Origin of the sequence: Plantactinospora sp. B6F1 (assembly GCF_040120695.1) — a bacterium.
Classification (GTDB): domain Bacteria; phylum Actinomycetota; class Actinomycetes; order Mycobacteriales; family Micromonosporaceae; genus Plantactinospora.
In genome coordinates, this window is record NZ_JBEEAC010000004.1 from 98,888 (window position 1) to 116,701 (window position 17,814).

Below are 17,814 nucleotides of genomic sequence, written 5' to 3' on the forward strand. Positions count from 1 at the left end.
TGACACGGTGAGCGGACAAGTGCTCGTCGCTGCGGGACTTCCCTGGCCCCCTGCCGTCGGGGACTTCTTCCCGCCCAACGTGGCGGGCCCCTGGGTCACCAAGTTCACCATCATGGTGTGGCTCGCCGTCGCACTGCTGATCGTCTTCTTCGCGGTCTCCTACCGTAGCCCGAAGCTCGTGCCCAGCAGGATGCAGTGGGTCGCCGATTCCATCTACGGCCTCATGCGGGACAGCGTCGCCCGAGAGCAGATGGGCGAGGTCGGCGTCCGGTTCGCTCCATACCTGACGGTGCTGTTCAGCTTCATCGTGCTGACCAACCTCTTCGGCATCGTGCCCCTGCTGCAGATCTCGCCGAACTCGCACATCGCGTACCCGATCGTGCTCGCCGCCGTCACCTACGTGCTGTACCTCTCCATCGGAGTCCGCAAGCACGGGTTCTTCAAGTACATGAAGATGAGCCTGATCCTGCCGGGCATCCCATGGCCGATGCACATCCTCGTGGTGCCGATCGAGTTCCTCCAGAACTTCATCAACCGACCGGTGACCCTCGCGGTCCGGTTGTTCGCCAACATGTTCGCCGGGCACCTGATCCTGCTGGTCTTCACCGTCGGCGGTTTCGTGCTGCTCGCCTCGGACAACATCTTCATCCAGGCGACGTCGTTCTTCTCCTTCGTGATGGCGATCCTGATGGCCTTCTTCGAGGTGCTGGTCGCACTTCTCCAGGCCTATGTGTTCGTCGTCCTGACGGCCAACTACATGGGGACCGCCCTGGCCGACGAGCACTGACCGGGCGGCGCCGGGCGGCGCCGCACCCAGCTTTCGACAGCGATTGTTCGTACGCGTGAGAGCCACGCGCCTACTAGGAGGAATCCTCGCAATGAGCGTCCTTGCCGAGATCAGTGGCAACATCAACAGCATCGGCTACGGCCTCGCCGCCATCGGCCCGGGTATCGGTGTCGCCATCGTCTTCGCCTCGTACATCCAGTCGAGCGCCCGCCAGCCCGAGTCCGCCGGATTCAACCGGACCTGGCTGGTCCTCGGCTTCGCCCTGGTCGAGGCGCTGGCGCTGTTCGGTCTGGTGCTCGCCTTCGCCCTGCCGTCGGGTAGCTGACCGTCCACCGGCCACCGGGAGGGGTCCAGATGTTGTTCTATGCGGCGGAAGGGCACAGCAGCCCGATCCTGCCCATCTGGCAGGAGCTCGTCGTCGGCACGATCTCCTTCGCGATCCTCTGCTTCGTGCTGCTCAAGTACGTCATGCCGCGCATGGAGGCGATGTACCAGGCGCGGATCGACGCGATCGAGGGTGGCATCAAGCGGGCCGATGCCGCTCAGGCGGAGGCGAAGGCACTGCTGGAGCAGTACCGGGCACAGCTCGCCGAGGCACGGTCCGACGCGGCCCGGATCCGGGACGACGCCCGCGCCGACGCCGAGGGAATCCGCGCCGACGTGCTCGCCAAGGCCCGTGAGGAGTCGGATCGCATCATCGCGGCAGGGCGGGAGTCGCTCGCGGTCGAGCGGCAGGCCATCGTGCAGGAACTGCGGACCGAGGTCGGCACCCTCGCGGTCGACCTGGCCAGCAAGATTGTCGGTGAGTCCCTCGCCGACGAGGCGCGCCGCCGGGGCACGGTGGAGCGCTTCCTGGCCAGCATCGAGGAGACCTCCGTCGGCGGCTCCACGGTCGGGGCGCGCTGATGCAGGCCGCCAGCCGGGAGTCGTACGCCGCCGCACGGCAGCGTCTCGACACGTACGCCGGGGACGCCGAGCCGGCCGGGCTCTCCGCGGTCGGCGACGAGTTGGGCTCGGTCGCCGACCTGCTGCGTCGCGAGCCACGGCTGCGGCGGGCGCTCTCCGACCCGGGTCGGTCCGGCGAGGACCGGGCCGACCTGCTGGGCAACCTGCTCGGCGACAAGGTCGGCACGGACGCCAGGGATCTGCTCGCCGTGCTGGTGACGGGGCGCTGGTCGGCGCCGTCCGAGCTGCTGGAGGCCACCGAACGGCTCGGGGTGGAGGCCCTGCTCGCCAGCGCGGGTCGCGCGGGGGCGCTGGGCGAGGTGGAGGACGAGCTGTTCCGTTTCGGGCAGGTGGTCGCCGCCAACCCGGACCTGAGCAACCTGCTCTCCGACCCGATCGCCCCGGTGGCGCAGCGGGCCGAGTTGACCAGGGCGCTGCTCTCCGGCAAGGCCGGGTCGGTGACCATCCGGTTGGTCCAGGTGGCGCTCGCCGGGTTCGGTGGGCGTTCGTTCTCGGGCGCACTGACCCGGCTGGTCGAGCTGGCCGCCGACCGGCGGGACCGACAGGTGGCGTACGTCACCGTGGCGGCCCCGCTGGCCGAGGAGGACGAGCGCCGGTTGGGGCGCAGGCTCGCCGAACTATACGGTCGAGAGGTCACCGTCAAGCAGACGGTGGATCCGGCCGTGCTGGGCGGGCTGCGCGTCCAGATCGGGTCCGATCTCTACGACGGCACGATCCTGCGCCGCCTCACCGACACCAGAAACGCGCTTGCGCGGCGCTGAAGCAACACCGACCTTTCGCGCAGCGCCGAGAAGACATCCACGCCGTTCCGGTTAACCGGGCCCTGAATAGAGGAAGAAGAGGATGGCCGAGCTGACCATCTCGTCGGAGGAGATCCGCGGTGCTCTGGAGCGCTACGTCTCCTCCTATTCGCCCGACGTCTCCCGTGAGGAGGTCGGCACCGTCGCCGACGCCGGTGACGGCATCGCCCACGTCGAGGGCCTGCCCTCGACCATGACCAACGAGCTGCTGGAGTTCGAGGACGGCACCCTCGGGCTGGCACTCAACCTCGACGTCCGGGAGATCGGCGTCGTGGTGCTCGGCGACTACGGCGGCATCGAGGAGGGTCAGCGGGTCAAGCGGACCGGCCGGGTGCTCTCGGTGCCGGTCGGCGACGCGTTCCTCGGCCGGGTGGTCAACGCGATCGCCCAGCCGATCGACGGCCTCGGCGAGATCACCAACGAGGGCTACCGCGAGCTGGAACTGCAGGCGCCGAACGTGATGGCCCGGCAGAGCGTCAACGAGGCGCTGCAGACCGGCATCAAGGCGATCGACGCGATGACCGCGATCGGCCGGGGCCAGCGGCAGCTGATCATCGGCGACCGGCGGACCGGCAAGACCACCGTCGCGCTGGACGCCATCCTCAACCAACGGGACAACTGGCGCTCCGGCGACCCGAAGCGGCAGGTCCGCTGCATCTACGTGGCGATCGGCCAGAAGGCTTCCACCATCGCCTCGGTGAAGGGCCTGCTGGAGGAGCAGGGCGCGATGGAGTACACCACCATCGTCGCCGCGCCCGCCTCCGAACCGGCCGGCTTCAAGTACATCGCCCCGTACGCCGGCTCGGCCATCGGCCAGCACTGGATGTACGCCGGCAAGCACGTTCTGATCGTCTTCGACGACCTGACCAAGCAGGCCGAGGCGTACCGCGCGGTCTCGCTGCTGCTGCGCCGCCCGCCGGGCCGTGAGGCGTACCCGGGTGACGTCTTCTACCTGCACTCCCGGCTGTTGGAGCGCTGCGCGAAGCTCTCCGACGAGATGGGCGGGGGCTCGATGACCGGTCTGCCGATCATCGAGACCAAGGGCAACGACATCTCCGCGTTCATCCCGACCAACGTCATCTCGATCACCGACGGCCAGATCTTCCTGGAAACCGACCTGTTCAACCAGGGTGTCCGGCCGGCGATCAACGTCGGTACCTCGGTTTCCCGGGTCGGCGGTGCCGCCCAGGTGAAGCCGATGCGGAAGGTCGCCGGCCGGCTCCGGCTGGACCTTGCCCAGTACCGGGAGCTGGAGGCGTTCGCCGCGCTCGCCTCGGACCTGGACAAGGCGTCCCAGGACCAGCTCAGCCGGGGTGCCCGGCTGGTCGAGCTGCTGAAGCAGACCAACTACCAGCCGCTGCCGGTGCACGAGCAGGTGGTCTCGGTCTGGATCGGCACCGAGGGCAAGCTCGACGACATCCCGATCGGCGAGGTCCGGCGCTTCGAGTCCGAGTTCCTGGAGTTCCTCCGCCACCAGTACAAGCCGACGATGCAGTCGATCGCGGACAACAACTGGGACGACGACATCATCAACGCCCTGAACGAGGCCGTCACCCGGTTTAAGCAGATGTTCCTCGGCAAGGAGGACGAGGTGCGAATCAACGAGGCACCCGCCGAGGCGATGGAGGGCGAGCAGGAGCGCGAGACCGTGACCCGGTACCGCGACAGCGCGCCGGCCCAGACCGAGAAGCAGTAGGGCTGACCGGTGGCTGCACAGGTACGCGTTCTTCGTCAACGAATCCGCTCGGCGAAGTCGATGAAGAAGATCACCAAGGCGATGGAGCTCGTCGCGACGAGCCGGCTCGCCAAGGCCCAGGGCCGGGTCGCGGCCTCGCTGCCGTACGCCCAGGCGATCACCGGCGTGCTCACCGCACTGGCATCCAACGCGGCCATCGACCACCCGCTGCTCACCGCCCGGCCGAAGATCCGCCGGGCCGGGGTGCTCGTGGTCACCAGCGACCGCGGCCTGGCCGGCGGTTACACCTCCAACGCGATCAAGGCGGCGGAGTCGCTGATCGCCCGGCTGAAGGACGACGGCAAGCAGCCGGTGCTCTACGTCATCGGCCGCAAGGGCGTCGGCTACTACCGGTTCCGGCAGCGCAAGGTGGAGGCGAGCTGGACGGGCTTCTCCGAGCAGCCGGGTTTCGCCGACGCCAAGCAGGTGGGCGAGACGCTGATCAAGGCGTTCGTCTCCGGCGCGGACGATCTGGAGGGCGGCGACCCGGGGATCGACGGCGTGCTCGGGGTCGACGAGCTGCACATCGTCTTCACCGAGTTCAAATCGTTGATGTCGCAGACTCCGGTGGTCCGGATCCTCGGCCCGATGGAGGTCGAGGAGCGTCCCCGCAGCGAGGCCGCGCCGGGGCTGCTGCCGGAGTACGACTTCGAGCCGGATGCGGACGCACTGCTGGACGCGCTGCTACCGAAGTACATCAACACGCGGATCTACGCGGCGTTGCTCGAGTCGGCGGCCAGCGAGTCGGCGGCCCGTCGTCGGGCGATGAAGAGCGCGACGGACAACGCCGAGGAAATGATCGAAAGTTACACCCGCGAGATGAACTCGGCCCGCCAGGCCGGGATCACCCAGGAGATCAGTGAGATCGTCGGTGGCGCCAACGCGCTGGCCGCGTCGGGAAGTGAAGTGTGATGACTGCTCCTTCAGAGACCAAGACCGCGACGGGCCGCGTGGTCCGGGTCATCGGCCCGGTCGTCGACGCCGAGTTCCCGCGCGATGCCATGCCGGAAATCTTCAACGCCATGCACGTCGACGTGACCCTCTCCGGGGGCACCAAGACTCTGACCCTGGAGGTCGCCCAGCACCTGGGCGACAACATGGTCCGGGCGATCTCGATGCAGCCGACCGACGGCCTGGTCCGGGGCACCGAGGTCCGGGACACCGGCTCGCCGATCACGGTGCCGGTCGGTGACGCGGTCAAGGGCCGGGTTTTCAACACGATCGGCGAGGTGCTCAACCTCAAGGAGGGCGAGACCTTCGAGGCGGCCGACCGGTGGCAGATCCACCGCAAGGCGCCGGCCTTCGCCGACCTGGAGCCGAAGACCGAGATGCTGGAGACCGGCATCAAGGTCATCGACCTGCTCGCCCCGTACGTCAAGGGTGGCAAGATCGGCCTGTTCGGCGGTGCCGGCGTGGGCAAGACGGTGCTGATCCAGGAGATGATCACCCGGGTCGCGAACAACTTCGGTGGTACCTCGGTCTTCGCCGGTGTGGGTGAGCGGACCCGTGAGGGTAACGACCTCATCCACGAGATGACCGAGTCCGGCGTCATCGACAAGACCGCGCTGGTCTACGGCCAGATGGACGAGCCACCGGGCACCCGGCTCCGGGTGGCGCTCTCCGCGCTGACCATGGCGGAGTACTTCCGGGACGTGAACAAGCAGGAAGTGCTGCTCTTCATCGACAACATCTTCCGGTTCACCCAGGCCGGTTCGGAGGTCTCCACCCTGCTCGGTCGGATGCCGAGCGCGGTGGGCTACCAGCCGACGCTGGCGGACGAGATGGGCGAGCTCCAGGAGCGGATCACCTCGGTCCGGGGCCAGGCGATCACCTCGATGCAGGCGATCTACGTGCCGGCGGACGACTACACCGACCCGGCGCCGGCCACCACGTTCGCCCACCTGGACGCCACCACCAACCTGGAGCGGTCGATCTCCGACAAGGGCATCTACCCGGCGGTGGACCCGCTGGCGTCCTCGTCCCGGATTCTCGCGCCGGAGTTCGTCGGTGCCGAGCACTTCGCGGTCGCCTCCGAGGTGAAGCGGATCCTGCAGCGTTACAAGGACCTGCAGGACATCATCGCCATCCTCGGCATCGAGGAGCTGTCGGAGGAGGACAAGCTCACCGTCGGCCGGGCCCGCCGGATCGAGCGGTTCCTCTCCCAGAACACGTACGCGGCCGAGGTCTTCACCGGCATCAAGGGCTCGTACGTGCCGGTCAAGGACACCGTCGAGGCGTTCCGGAAGATCAGCGAGGGTGAGTACGACCACTTCCCCGAGCAGGCCTTCTTCATGTGCGGCGGGCTGGACGACCTGGAGCGCAACGCCCGTGAGCTGATGAAGGAGTAGCTCCGGCGAGTACCCGCACGACAGCCGCACCGGCAGAACGCCGGTGCGGCTGCGTCGTTTTCACCCGCTGTTCTCCTTTTTTGGCGGATTTGGTCGCTCTTCGTCCGGTTCCGACGCTTTGGTTACCCGGCCTCGCCGGGTACCGTCGGGTGCGGCCCGCAACCCTCCGCTGACCGGCGACGTTCTGTCCAGTGGGCGATCCGGTGGCGGGTGCTACGAACGGAGTGTCTGGTGGGTGCAGGCGGCAGGGGCGACGGTCGGTCGGGTGACGGGACCCACCGGCGGCACCGGAGCAGGTCGCGGACGCCGCGCTGGGCCCGGGTCTGCACGATGCTCGGTGCCCTGCTGGTGTTCGTCAGCGGTGCCGGGCTGGTCGGCTTCGAGGCGGTGCTCGCCCGCTACGAGGGTGCGGTGCGGGAGGCGGACCTCTTCGGCGACGAGGCGGCCGGCGTGCTGCCGGAGAAGAAGTCGGACATCAAGGGTCCGCTGAACATCCTGCTGGTCGGGATCGACCCGCGAACCCCGGAGTGGGCGCCGCTGGCCGACTCGATCATGGTGCTGCACGTGACCGAGACGCTGGACTCGGCGTACCTCTTCTCGCTGCCCCGGGACCTGCTGGTGGAGATCCCGGCCTTCGCCAAGGCCGATTACGACGGCGGGACGGAGAAGCTGAACGCGGCGATGGCGCACGGCAGCAGGGTGCCCGGCGAGAAGCTGCCGAGCGCGTCCCAGGGCTTCGAACTGCTCTCCAGGACCGTCTCCGAGGTGACCGGAATCCCGCGCTTCGACGCCGGTGCCATCATCAACTTCAACGGCTTCCAGAAGATCGTCGACGCGATGGGCGGCGTCGACATGTACATCGACACGAACGTCAAGTCCGAGCACCGGCAGCCGAACGGCAAGATGCGGAAGCTGAAGCCGGGCGGGGGTGGTTACACCGGACCGCAGGCGGAGTACCGGAAGGGCAACGCGCACCTGTCGGGCTGGCAGGCGCTCGACTACGTACGGCAGCGGTACGGCCTGCCGAACGGTGACTACGACCGGCAGCGGCACCAGCAGCAGTTCGTCCGGGCAATGGCCGACCAGGCGTTGAGCAGGGACGTGGTGACCAACCCGATGAAGCTGGACAGGGTGATCCGGGCGGCCGGCGAGTCGCTGATCTTCAATGGTCGCGGTCACGACCTGGTCGACTTCGCCTTCGCGCTGCGGGGGCTCCGGTCGGACTCGATTCAGATGATCAAGCTGCCCGGTGGCGGGGTCACCCAGGGCGGCTCCTACCGGGGTGAGCGGTTCCAGCCGATCGCGGACGAGTTCTTCGCCGCGATCCGGGCCGGTACCGTCGACAGCTTCGTGATCGGCAACCCGGAGCTGCTGAACAGGGCCAGGTGACCGCCAACGCCGGCGCCGGCCCGGGGGCGGGTACGGCGGCCCGGCCGGTACCGGCGCCACCCGCACTCCGGATCCGGGACTAGTCTCTGCAACAGTTCCGCCTCTTCGGCCCGTCCTTATTGACGGGCGCGAGATTCGCAGGCTTGTCGCGGGCGCGAGATTCGCGGGCTTGTCGCGGGCGCGAGATTCGCAGGGCGCAACGGATGGAGACGCAGTGAGCGAGGGTGGCAAGGGCGCTGACCGGTCCACCGGACGCAGGGGTCGGCCGGACGGCGGCGTGGGGCTGGGCGACGACGGCCCGGTGGGCGACCTGTCGGGCGGCGGCGGACGGCGGATCCGGGAGGGGCGGCGCAGGAAGTCCGCCGTACCGACCTGGGCCCGACTCTGCACGATCCTCGGCGCCGTACTGGTGATGCTCAGTGGCGGCGTGCTGGTCGGCCTGGAGGCCGTGCTGGCCCGGTTCGACAGTGCGGTGAACGAGGACGACCTCTTCGGTGACGAGGCCGCGGGGGGAGCGGCGGAGAAGAAGTCGGACATCAAGGGTCCACTGAACATCCTGCTGGTCGGGATCGATCCGCGGAACCCGGAGACGCCGCCGCTGGCCGACTCGATCATGGTGCTGCACGTGACCGAGACGCTGGACTCGGCGTACCTCTTCTCGCTGCCCCGGGACCTGCTGGTCGACATCCCCCGGTTCCCCAAGGCCGACTTCTCGGGGGACCGGACCAAGCTGAACGCCGCGATGGCGTACGGCAGCCGGGTGCCCGGAAAGAAGCTGCCGAACGCGTCACAGGGCTTCGAACTACTCTCCCTGACGGTCTCCAAGGTGACCGGGATCAAGCGGTTCGACGCGGGCGCGATCATCAACTTCGGCGGCTTCCAGAAGATCGTCGACGCGATGGGTGGCGTCACGATGTACATCGACCAGAACGTCAGGTCGGAACACCGCCGCCCGGACGGTACGCACCGGACGTTGAAGCCCGGCGGTGGCGGCTACCTCGGCCCGCAGGCGCAGTACAAGAAGGGCACCCGGCACCTGTTGGGCTGGCAGGCGCTGGACTACGTCCGGCAGCGGTACCAGAAGAACGGGGTCAGCGACGGCGACTACGGCCGGCAGCGGCACCAGCAGCAGTTCGTCCGGGCAATGGCCGACCAGGCGTTGAGCAAGGACGTGGTGACCAACCCGCTCAAGCTGGACAGGGTGATCCAGGCGGCCGGCGATTCGCTGGTCTTCAGCGGCCGTGGACACAAGCTGATCGACTTCGGCTTCGCGTTGCGCAACCTGCGGTCGGACTCGATCCAGATGATCAGGCTTCCGGGCGGCAATATCGGTACCGGCAGCAACTACCGGGGTGAGCGGTTCGAGCCGATCGCGGCGGAGTTCTTCGCCGCCATCCGGGCCGGCACGGTCGACAGCTTCGTGATCAACAACCCGGAGTTGTTGAACAAGCTCAAGTGAGCGGCGCCGGGCCGGAGCCACCCGGCTGGGAGCGGCGGCGGGAGCCGGACTAGACTTCCCACAATCCCGCCGCCGCAGCAAGGAGACAGCGTGGCACAGCTTCAGGTCGAACTCGTCGCCGTCGAGGAAAAGATCTGGACGGGCGAGGCCGAGATGGTCGTCGCACGGACGACCGAGGGCGAACTCGGAGTGCTGCCGGGGCACGCGCCGCTGCTGGGGCAGCTCGCCGAGCCCGGCAAGGTGCGGATCAAGCTGGCCGGCGGCGAGCAGTTGACCTACGAGGTGAACGGCGGCTTCCTGTCGGTGACCGCCTCCGGCGTGACGGTCCTGGCCGAGAGCGCCAGCCCGGTGGCCGAATCCCCGAGCCGCTGACCCGAGACGTCGATGCTGGTCTTGCGTTGGATCGGAATCGGCGTCCTGGTGCTGCTCCTCGTGGTTGCGGCACTCTTCGCCAGACGGGCCCTGATGACCCGTTCCGGCGGGATCATCCGGCTCAGCGTGCGGGTCTCCACGATCCTCGACGGCCGCGGCTGGTCGCCGGGCTTCGCGCGGTTCGCCGAGAACGAACTCCGCTGGTACCGGATGTTCAGCTTCGCGCTCCGGCCGAAGCGGGTGCTCTCCCGGCGTGGCCTCGCGGTGGAGCGCCGGCGGCTGCCCGAGGGTCAGGAACGGCTCATCATGCCCGCCGACTGGGTGATCCTGCGATGTGTGAGCCACCAGGCGCCCGTGGAGATCGCAATGGCGAAGTCCACGGTCACCGGTTTTCTCTCCTGGCTCGAGTCCGCCCCTCCGGGGGCGGTTTCTCATTTGGTCCTGCGCGACTGAGGCGGAGCGGGTTCCGAATGGGCCCGCCCGGAGGACTGGCCGGGTCCGCCGCGATCCTGGATTGCCGGTTGCCGGCCGGGTCCGCCGCGATCCCGGCTGCCGGCCGGGTCCGCCGGACTACTGGACGGCCGGTTGCCGGACCGGTCGCCGGCAGTGGTAGACCACCGCGGGCGGTAGGTTCGCCCAGACGGTCCCGCCGACCACGACCTCCTCGAACAGTTCCCGGAGATTGCGGTGCAGCCGACGGGCCGGTGGCGACCAGCGGGCGTGCTGGTACGCGAAGGTGGTGAAGACCCCGCCGTCGGCGAGCGCGGCGACGACGGCGGTGAGGATCTCCCGTTGCCGCCGCGCGTCGAAGGCCGCCCAGGGCAGGCCGCTGACGATCACCTCGGCCGGCGGCAGGTTCCGTTCGGAGAGCAGTCCGGCCAGCGCTCGGGCGTCGGCCCGGAGCACGACGACCGTCGGATGCGCCCGTGCCAACCGGTCCGCGAAGGTCGGATTGATCTCCACCGCGAGGTGTCGGCCCTGACCGGCCAGCCGGCGCTGGATCACCCGGGTGAAGGCCCCGGTGCCCGGACCCAGCTCGACCACCAGCGGTTGTCCGCACCGGGGGATCGTCGCGGTGATCCGCTCGGCGAGCGGTGTTCCGCTGGGTGCGATGGCGCCGACCGCCCAGGGGTCGCGGGCCAACTGGGCCAGGAACGAGATCATCTCGGTGGGCACGGACCGAAGCTAGGCGAAATGATCAGTCGTCGATGTCATCCGGCCGGTCGGTGTACCGGCCATTCGGAGGATGCGCCGTGACCGGTGGCAGGAGTCGCAGCCAAAGATCCGGCTCCGTATCGTTGCCGGCGTGCGAGCGCGGCGGAGATGGTGGCCAGACGTGCTGATGGCCCTGGTCGGAGCTGCCCTCGGGCTGGCCACCCTGGGCTGGCCCGTGGTGCCGAGTGAGCCGCTGCCGCTGCTGGTGACGGTGGCCGCCGGGCTGACCCTGGTGGCGGTCCGCCGGTGGCCCTGGCCGGTGCTGCTGGTCGAGTGCCTGCTGCTCGGCCTGGCCAACTGGACCGCCCCGCTCGGCGGCAACGTCGCCCAGTTCGCCGCGCTGACCGCGCTCGGGATCATCGCCTACACCGCGAACCGGCCGGCCACCGCGGTGGCGCTGGGGCTGTCGTACCTGGCGTCGCTGGTCCACCTGCTCGGCCCGGACGGCGAAGGGCTGCTTCCCGGGCAGCAGGGGTTCGTCCAGCTGGCCGGCTTCCTCGGGATCTCCGTCGCCCCGGTCGCCCTGGCCCGCTACCTCGGCCGGGTGCGCCGGGTGGCCCAGTCGGCCGAGGAGCGCGCCCGGGAGGTGGAGGCACAGCAGGAGATGCAGACCCGGGCGGCCCGGCTGGCCGAGCGGGCGGCGATCGCCCGGGACCTGCACGACATCGTCGCGCACCACGTGGGAGCGATCGCGTTGCAGGCCGGTGCGGCACAGTACGCGGCCCGGCGTACCGGCCGGGTGGACGACGCCGTGCAGGCCCTCGGGGAGCTGCGGGTCACCGCCGGCCAGGTGCTCGACGAGCTGCGGGCGCTGCTGGAGGTGCTGCGTGACCCGGACGCGATCGTGGCGGGCGGGCCGCCGATCGAGCCCGAGCAGTTGATCATGGATGCGGAGCAGCGGGTCCGGGCGGCCGGGGTCGCGGTCCGGATGAACCTCGCCAGCGACGTCGGCGGGGCACCGCTGGTGGTGCGCACCACCGCCGCCCGGGTGGTGCAGGAGGGGCTGACGAACACGCTCAAGCACGCCGGACCGGGGGCGACCGCCTCGGTGGACATCCGGCCGAACGGCAGCGGCCTGCTGGTCGAGGTGCTCGACACCGGCCCGGAGCAGCCGCGACCCGCGCTGCTGCCGCCCTCCGGGCACGGGCTGGCCGGGATGCGGGAACGGGTCCGGCTGCTCGGCGGCACCCTGCTCGCCGGACCCACCGGCAGCGGTGGCTGGCGGCTCGCCGCGCACCTGCCGATCCGGGAGAAGACGCCGGCGATCTGCGCGAGCACGCCGACCAGGGCGGCCGACGCGGAGCCGACCGGGCGGCCCCGGTGACCGTACGAGTCCTCGTCGTCGACGATCAGGCCCTGGTCCGGGCCGGCGTGACCCTGCTGCTGCGTACCGCCGGCGGCTTCGACATCGTCGGCGAGGCCGGCGACGGACGGGAGGCGGTCCGGCTGGCCGGGCGGCTCCGCCCCGACGTGGTGCTGATGGACCTGCGGATGCCCCGGCTGGACGGCATCGAGGCCACCCGCCGGATCCTCGACCAGCATCCGGCGACCCGGGTGCTGGTGCTGACCACCTTCGCCGACGACGCGAACATCTACGGGGCGCTCGGCGCCGGGGCGATCGGTTACCTGGTCAAGGACGGCGCCCCGGAGGACCTGGTGGACGCGGTCGGCCGGGCCGCCCGGGGGGAGCCGCTGCTCGCGCCGGCCGTGTTGGCCCGGATCGTGCACCGGGCGTTGCAGGCGCACACCGAGGACCTCGAACGCGGCGCGGACAGCCTACGGCCGTCGAGGCACCGGCTGCTCAGCGGCCGGGAACGGGAGGTGCTGGCCCTGGTCGGCGCGGGCCTGTCCAACGCCGAGATCGCCTCCCGAATGCACCTGGGCGTCACCACCGTCAAGACGCACGTCTCGGCGGCGATGGAGAAGCTCGGGCTGCGCAACCGGGTCCAGGCCGCCGTGGTCGCGCACCGGCTCGGGCTGGTCGACGACGACTTCCGGCCGATCGGCCTGGCCGGGCCGGGCCGGGCAGCCGCCGGAGCCGGGGACTGAGCGGGCCGGTCACCGGGCGCGTCACCGCGCGGGCGTGGCGCAGAGTTCCACCTCGAACCCGGACCTGTCGGCCAGGTAGCCGGCGTAGTTCTCCGGCCCGCCGGCGTACGGGTGGCGGTCGGCGAAGAGCAGCGACCAGCCGTACCCGGGGGCCTGCGCGACCAGCCGGTCCACGGCGGCGGGCGGGCCGGCGTGAAAGGCCAGGTGGTTGAGGCCCGGCGCGAGCCGGTCGTGGCGCCGGGACGACAGCGCAGGGGACTCCTCCAGCACCAGGTAGGTCGGGCCGTGCCGCCAGGAGCGGCCGGCCGGCCAGCTCTGGTACGGCACCCAGCCCAGCTCGCCGAGCAGCCAACCCCAACCGGTGGTGGCCCGGTCGAGGTCCGGCACCCAGATCTCGACGTGGTGCAGGCCGCCAGGCGGGACGGGGGGCCGGTCGGGGGTCAGTCTGTCGGCGGCGTCGCCGGGCCCGGTCGGGTCAGCGCTGGCCACCCGGCACCCATAGCACATCTCCGGCCGGATTTGCGGTTCTCGCCAGGATGAACAGCAGATCCGAGAGACGGTTGAGATACTTTGCCGGGAGAGGGCTGGTTCGATCTGGTTCTGTGCTGACCAGGGCCCATGCCGAGCGCTCGGCCCGCCGGGCGATCGTGCGTGCCACGTGCAGCAGGGCCGCCCCCGGGGTGCCACCGGGCAGGACGAAGGAGTCGAGTTTGGCCAGTCGGGCGTTGTACCGGTCGCACCAGTCCTCAAGGCGCTGTACGTACTCCTCGGTGACCCGCAGCGGCGGGTACGCCGGCTCCGGCTCGACCGGGTTGGCGAGGTCGGCGCCGACGTCGAAGAGGTCGTTCTGGACCGTGCCGAGCACGGCGCGGAGGTCCTCGTCGAGCTGGCCGAGGGCGAGCGCCACGCCGATCGCCGCGTTGCACTCGTCCACGTCGGCGTACGCGCGGATCCGCGGGTCGGTCTTGGCGACCTCTTCGTTGTTGCTCAGCCTGGTCGTGCCGGCGTCGCCGGTCCTGGTGTAGATGCGGGTGAGGTGGACGGCCATGACGAACAGCGTACGGGCGTCGACGGCGGCCACGCCGGCCCGGCCGGAGCCGGCGGCGGTGCAGGGCTGGCCGGACGGCGCCGGGCCGGGTGGCGCCGACGACACTACGATTTGCGACGTGGACGTGATCAGGGTCAGCGGCGGCACCCGGCTGGAGGGCCAGGTGCACGTCGTGGGTGCGAAGAACTCCGCGTTGAAGCTGATGGCGGCGGCGCTGCTCGCCCCGGGGCGGAGTGTGATCACGAACGTACCCCGGATCACCGATATCGCGATCATGGCCGAGGTGCTGCGCCGGCTCGGCTGTGCGGTCACCTTCGGCGACGACGAGGGGGAGGGCACGGCGGACCGGGACGGCGGGCCGCCCCGGTCGTGTTCGGTGACGATCGACGTGCCGACGGATCCGGGCACCGAGGCGGACTACGACCTGGTACGCCGGCTCCGCGCCTCGATCTGCGTGCTCGGCCCGCTGCTGGCCCGGCGCGGGTACGTCCGGGTGGCGCACCCGGGCGGTGACGCCATCGGCTCGCGCGGACTGGACATGCACGTGGCCGGGCTGGCCCGGATGGGCGCGGAGATCTCCGGTGAGCACGGCTTCGTCATCGCCTCGGCGCCCCGGGGGCTGCACGGCGCGACGATCTGGCTGGACTTCCCCAGCGTGGGCGCCACCGAGAACCTGGTGATGGCGGCGGTACTGGCCAGGGGCGTCACTGAGATCGACAACGCCGCCCGGGAACCGGAGATCGTGGACATCTGCACCATGCTCAGCCAGATGGGTGCCAAGATCGACGGCGCCGGCACCTCCATGCTGCGCATCGAGGGTGTCGCCGAACTGCGGCCGGTCCGGCATGCCACGGTCGGCGACCGGATCGTCGCCGGCACCTGGGCGTACGCGGCGGCGATGACCCGGGGCGACGTCACGGTGACCGGCGTCAGCCCGGACTTCCTGGAGATCGCGCTCGACAAGCTGGTCTCGGCGGGGTGCCTGGTGGAGACCCGGTCCGACGCGTTCCGGGTGCGGTTGGACCGGCGCCCGACGGCGGTGGACGTGGTGACCCTGCCGTTTCCGGGCTTCGCCACCGACCTGCTGCCGATGGCGATCGGGCTGGCCTCGGTGAGCGAGGGGGCCTCGCTGGTCACCGAGAACATCTTCGACGGCCGGTTCATGTTCGTGAACGAGATGGCCCGGCTGGGTGCCGACATCAAGACCGACGGGCACCACGCGGTGGTCCGGGGCCGGGAGCGGCTCTCCAGCGCCCCGGTGCGGGCCACCGACATCCGGGCCGGCGCGGGCCTGGTGATCGCCGGGCTCTGCGCCGACGGGGTGACCGAGGTCTCCCACGTGCACCACGTCGACCGGGGTTATCCGGACTTCATCGCCGACCTGCGGAGCCTGGGGGTCGAGGTGGAACGGGCGACCGCTCCCGAAGAGCCGGCGTTCACGTTGTGACCGGGCGGCGGCCGGCCCGGTCAGCGGGCGGGCCCGGGCGGCGGCCGGCCCGGTCAGGGGTTGGGCCCGGGCTTCCGGGTCGGCTCTTCCGCACCGGGTCCGGTCGTCGCGAGCCGGCGCAGCGCGTCCGCCAGCCGCGCGAGGTCCAGCCCGTCGAGGTGGTCGACGATGTGCCGCCGGACGCTGGCCAGGTGGGTCGGATAGGCCGCTTCGAGCCGGGCCAGTCCGGCGCCGGTGAGCACCGCGTTCCAGCCTCGGGCGTCCTCGGCGCAACGGATCCGCTGGACGAAGCCCTGCTGCTCCAGTCGGGTGACGATCCGGGTCATCCCGCTGAGCGAGAGGTCGCAGGCGGTGGCGAGTTCGTTCATCCGCATCCGGCGGTCGGGCGCCTCGGAGAGGTGCATCAGTGCGGCGTACTCGTTGATCGACAGCCGTTGCTCGCGGGTCAGGTCGGCGTCCAGGGCCCGCGGCACGACGATGATCGCCCGGCCCAGCGCCCGGACGACGGCCTCCTCCGCGTTGTTCAACGGGGGCAACCCGGCTGTCATGGAGGAAACACTAGCACTACAGTTGCTTGACAAAGCAACTAGCAGGAGATCTGCCTGACGCGGTAAGCAGGTGCTTGCGCGGTTTCAGAGGGGAACGACAGCAATGACCAGAATCGGCATCATCCTCGGCAGCACCCGGCCCGGCCGCAACGGCGAGGCCGTGGCCCGCTGGGTGTACGACATCGCCAGCCAGCGCGGCGACGCCGAGTACGAGCTGGTGGACCTGCTCGACTACAAGCTGCCGCACCTGGACGAGGCGCTCCCGGCGAGCATGGGCCAGTACGCCAACCCGCACACCCTGGAGTGGGCTGCCAAGATCGCCTCGTTCGACGGTTTCGTCATCGTGACCCCGGAGTACAACCACTCCACCTCCGGGGCGCTGAAGAACGCGATCGACTTCCTCTTCGCCGAGTGGAACAACAAGGCGGTCGGGTTCGTCAGCTACGGCTCCGTCGGCGGCGCCCGCGCCGTCGAGCACCTGCGCCTGGTCGCCGGTGAACTGATGATGGCCGACGTACGGGCCCAGGTGGCGCTCTCGCTGCACACCGACTTCGAGAACTTCAGCGCCTTCAAGCCCGGCCCGCAGCAGGCGAACGCCCTCGGCGTCGTACTGGACCAGACCGTCGCCTGGAGCACCGCGCTCGCGCCGCTGCGCGCCGGCTGACCCGCCGGCTGACCCCCGGCGGAGACGTGCCGCCGGCCGGAATCGGTTACCGGCGGGTAGCGGCGGCCCGGCCGCCCGTTAGGGTGCTCTGCGAGGACACAATCCAGCCGAAGGAGTACGCACATGGCGGGTCGACTCGCGGTCATCGGGGCCGGTCTGATGGGTTCGGGCATCGCCCAGGTCGCGGCGCGTGCGGGGTGGCAGGTGACCCTGCGCGATCTCGACGACGCCGCCACCCGTCGGGGGCTCTCCGGCATCCGTACGTCGCTGGAGAAGTTCGCGGCCAAGGGGACCATCGGGGCCGACGAGGTCGAGGCGACCCTGGACCGGATCACCCCGACCACCGAGCTGGAGGCGGCGGCCGACGCCGACATCGTGGTCGAGGCGGTCTTCGAGCGGCTGGAGGTCAAGCAGGAGGTGTTCCGGGCGCTCGACCGGATCTGCGCGCCCGGCGCGGTCCTCGCCACCAACACCTCGGCGATCCCGGTCACCCAGATCGCCGCGGCCACCGACCGGCCGGAGTCGGTCGTCGGAACCCACTTCTTCTCCCCGGTGCCGATGATGAAGCTCTGCGAGCTGGTTCGGGGCTACAAGACCAGCGACGAGGCGCTGGCCAGCGCCCGGGCGTTCGCCGAGGAGATCGGCAAGACCTGCGTGGTGGTCAACCGGGACATCGCCGGCTTCGTCACCACCCGACTCATCACGGCCCTGGTGATGGAGGCGGTCAAGCTCGTCGAGTCCGGGGTGATCTCGCCGGAGGACCTGGACACCGCCTGCAAGCTCGGCTTCGGGCACGCGATGGGGCCGTTGGCCACCACCGACCTGACCGGCGCCGACGTGCTGCTGCACGCCACGCGGAACATCTACGCCGACACCGCCGACGAGAAGTTCTTCCCGCCGGAGCTGTTGCAGCGGATGGTCACCGCCGGTGACCTGGGACGGAAGACCGGGAAGGGCTTCTACTCCTACTGACCGGGCGGCGGCCCG

Annotated in this window: 20 protein-coding genes; 16 read left to right on the forward strand and 4 right to left on the reverse strand. The window is 70.3% G+C overall.

Annotated features, from left to right (window positions below; translation table 11 throughout):
- Positions 1–7: 7 nt before the first annotated feature.
- The 11 genes from atpB (at position 8) to ABNF97_RS07925 (ending at position 10,309) form a co-directional block, all read left to right on the forward strand.
- Positions 8–787, forward strand: a complete 780-nt coding sequence (gene atpB, locus ABNF97_RS07875; RefSeq protein ID WP_130462195.1) for a F0F1 ATP synthase subunit A — start codon at positions 8–10, stop codon at positions 785–787.
- Positions 788–878: 91 nt separating this feature from the next.
- Entirely contained in the window at positions 879–1,112 is a 234-nt protein-coding gene (gene atpE, locus ABNF97_RS07880; protein ID WP_130462196.1) for an ATP synthase F0 subunit C, read from the forward strand.
- Positions 1,113–1,141: 29 nt separating this feature from the next.
- A complete protein-coding gene (locus ABNF97_RS07885; protein ID WP_130462197.1) occupies positions 1,142–1,693 on the forward strand; it encodes a F0F1 ATP synthase subunit B in 552 nt (183 codons plus the stop codon).
- Positions 1,693–2,514: a F0F1 ATP synthase subunit delta gene (locus ABNF97_RS07890; protein WP_130462198.1), complete on the forward strand. Its 822-nt coding sequence runs from the start codon at positions 1,693–1,695 to the stop codon at positions 2,512–2,514. Before ABNF97_RS07885 ends, ABNF97_RS07890 begins: the two co-directional genes overlap by 1 nt.
- An 82-nt stretch (positions 2,515–2,596) precedes the next feature.
- Positions 2,597–4,249, forward strand: a complete 1,653-nt coding sequence (gene atpA, locus ABNF97_RS07895; protein WP_130462199.1) for a F0F1 ATP synthase subunit alpha — start codon at positions 2,597–2,599, stop codon at positions 4,247–4,249.
- 9 nt (positions 4,250–4,258) lie between these two features.
- Entirely contained in the window at positions 4,259–5,200 is a 942-nt protein-coding gene (locus ABNF97_RS07900; RefSeq protein ID WP_130462200.1) for a F0F1 ATP synthase subunit gamma, read from the forward strand.
- On the forward strand, positions 5,200–6,636 hold the full coding sequence (gene atpD, locus ABNF97_RS07905) for a F0F1 ATP synthase subunit beta (protein ID WP_130462201.1): 1,437 nt from the start codon (positions 5,200–5,202) through the stop codon (positions 6,634–6,636). The genes ABNF97_RS07900 and atpD overlap by 1 nt, the downstream gene beginning before the upstream one ends.
- Before the next feature lie 231 nt (positions 6,637–6,867).
- Positions 6,868–8,025 carry an LCP family protein gene (locus tag ABNF97_RS07910; RefSeq protein ID WP_349338103.1) on the forward strand — a complete coding sequence of 386 codons (1,158 nt, stop codon included), beginning with the start codon at positions 6,868–6,870 and terminating at the stop codon, positions 8,023–8,025.
- Between the two features lie 310 nt (positions 8,026–8,335).
- Positions 8,336–9,484, forward strand: a complete 1,149-nt coding sequence (locus ABNF97_RS07915) for an LCP family protein (protein ID WP_349338240.1) — start codon at positions 8,336–8,338, stop codon at positions 9,482–9,484.
- A gap of 90 nt (positions 9,485–9,574) precedes the next feature.
- Positions 9,575–9,856 (forward strand): F0F1 ATP synthase subunit epsilon, encoded by a 282-nt coding sequence (locus tag ABNF97_RS07920; protein WP_130462202.1) that lies wholly within the window; start codon positions 9,575–9,577, stop codon positions 9,854–9,856.
- Between the two features lie 12 nt (positions 9,857–9,868).
- Positions 9,869–10,309 (forward strand): DUF2550 family protein, encoded by a 441-nt coding sequence (locus ABNF97_RS07925; protein ID WP_130462203.1) that lies wholly within the window; start codon positions 9,869–9,871, stop codon positions 10,307–10,309.
- A gap of 117 nt (positions 10,310–10,426) precedes the next feature.
- Here the strand turns inward: ABNF97_RS07925 and ABNF97_RS07930 are convergent, their stop codons facing one another.
- A complete protein-coding gene (locus ABNF97_RS07930) occupies positions 10,427–11,032 on the reverse strand; it encodes a class I SAM-dependent methyltransferase (RefSeq protein WP_207230467.1) in 606 nt (201 codons plus the stop codon).
- A gap of 130 nt (positions 11,033–11,162) precedes the next feature.
- On the opposite strand from ABNF97_RS07930, the gene ABNF97_RS07935 reads away from it, so the two are divergent.
- The gene (locus tag ABNF97_RS07935; RefSeq protein ID WP_349338104.1) at positions 11,163–12,395 is read left to right on the forward strand and encodes a sensor histidine kinase; all 1,233 of its coding nucleotides are present in this window, start codon (positions 11,163–11,165) and stop codon (positions 12,393–12,395) included.
- Positions 12,392–13,120 (forward strand): response regulator, encoded by a 729-nt coding sequence (locus ABNF97_RS07940; RefSeq protein WP_130462205.1) that lies wholly within the window; start codon positions 12,392–12,394, stop codon positions 13,118–13,120. The genes ABNF97_RS07935 and ABNF97_RS07940 overlap by 4 nt, the downstream gene beginning before the upstream one ends.
- 21 nt (positions 13,121–13,141) lie before the next feature.
- Here the strand turns inward: ABNF97_RS07940 and ABNF97_RS07945 are convergent, their stop codons facing one another.
- Complete coding sequence (locus ABNF97_RS07945; RefSeq protein ID WP_349338241.1) at positions 13,142–13,564, reverse strand: VOC family protein; 423 nt, start codon at positions 13,562–13,564, stop codon at positions 13,142–13,144.
- 31 nt (positions 13,565–13,595) lie between these two features.
- A complete protein-coding gene (locus ABNF97_RS07950) occupies positions 13,596–14,168 on the reverse strand; it encodes a cob(I)yrinic acid a,c-diamide adenosyltransferase (protein ID WP_130462206.1) in 573 nt (190 codons plus the stop codon).
- On the opposite strand from ABNF97_RS07950, the gene murA reads away from it, so the two are divergent.
- Entirely contained in the window at positions 14,167–15,615 is a 1,449-nt protein-coding gene (gene murA / locus ABNF97_RS07955; RefSeq protein WP_130462207.1) for a UDP-N-acetylglucosamine 1-carboxyvinyltransferase, read from the forward strand. The genes ABNF97_RS07950 and murA overlap by 2 nt on opposite strands.
- Positions 15,616–15,668: 53 nt before the next feature.
- On the opposite strand, the gene ABNF97_RS07960 is transcribed toward murA, so the two are convergent.
- Positions 15,669–16,163, reverse strand: a complete 495-nt coding sequence (locus tag ABNF97_RS07960) for a MarR family transcriptional regulator (RefSeq protein WP_130462208.1) — start codon at positions 16,161–16,163, stop codon at positions 15,669–15,671.
- Positions 16,164–16,266: 103 nt separating this feature from the next.
- On the opposite strand from ABNF97_RS07960, the gene ABNF97_RS07965 reads away from it, so the two are divergent.
- On the forward strand, positions 16,267–16,827 hold the full coding sequence (locus ABNF97_RS07965) for an NAD(P)H-dependent oxidoreductase (protein WP_130462209.1): 561 nt from the start codon (positions 16,267–16,269) through the stop codon (positions 16,825–16,827).
- 123 nt (positions 16,828–16,950) lie between these two features.
- Positions 16,951–17,799, forward strand: coding sequence for a 3-hydroxyacyl-CoA dehydrogenase family protein (locus tag ABNF97_RS07970; RefSeq protein ID WP_349338105.1), 849 nt, complete (start codon positions 16,951–16,953; stop codon positions 17,797–17,799).
- The last annotated feature ends 15 nt before the right edge of the window (positions 17,800–17,814 follow it).

What these genes read in the sequence shown, in the direction of transcription:
- atpE (WP_130462196.1), top strand. Translation starts at nt 879, where the DNA reads ATGAGCGTCCTTGCCGAGATCAGTGGCAACATCAACAGCATCGGCTAC.
- ABNF97_RS07885 (WP_130462197.1), top strand. Translation starts at nt 1,142, where the DNA reads ATGTTGTTCTATGCGGCGGAAGGGCACAGCAGCCCGATCCTGCCCATC.
- ABNF97_RS07890 (WP_130462198.1), top strand. Translation starts at nt 1,693, where the DNA reads ATGCAGGCCGCCAGCCGGGAGTCGTACGCCGCCGCACGGCAGCGTCTC.
- atpA (WP_130462199.1), top strand. Translation starts at nt 2,597, where the DNA reads ATGGCCGAGCTGACCATCTCGTCGGAGGAGATCCGCGGTGCTCTGGAG.
- atpD (WP_130462201.1), top strand. Translation starts at nt 5,200, where the DNA reads ATGACTGCTCCTTCAGAGACCAAGACCGCGACGGGCCGCGTGGTCCGG.
- ABNF97_RS07925 (WP_130462203.1), top strand. Translation starts at nt 9,869, where the DNA reads ATGCTGGTCTTGCGTTGGATCGGAATCGGCGTCCTGGTGCTGCTCCTC.
- murA (WP_130462207.1), top strand. Translation starts at nt 14,167, where the DNA reads ATGACGAACAGCGTACGGGCGTCGACGGCGGCCACGCCGGCCCGGCCG.
- ABNF97_RS07950 (WP_130462206.1), bottom strand. Translation starts at nt 14,168, where the DNA reads ATGGCCGTCCACCTCACCCGCATCTACACCAGGACCGGCGACGCCGGC.
- ABNF97_RS07960 (WP_130462208.1), bottom strand. Translation starts at nt 16,163, where the DNA reads ATGACAGCCGGGTTGCCCCCGTTGAACAACGCGGAGGAGGCCGTCGTC.
- ABNF97_RS07965 (WP_130462209.1), top strand. Translation starts at nt 16,267, where the DNA reads ATGACCAGAATCGGCATCATCCTCGGCAGCACCCGGCCCGGCCGCAAC.
- ABNF97_RS07970 (WP_349338105.1), top strand. Translation starts at nt 16,951, where the DNA reads ATGGCGGGTCGACTCGCGGTCATCGGGGCCGGTCTGATGGGTTCGGGC.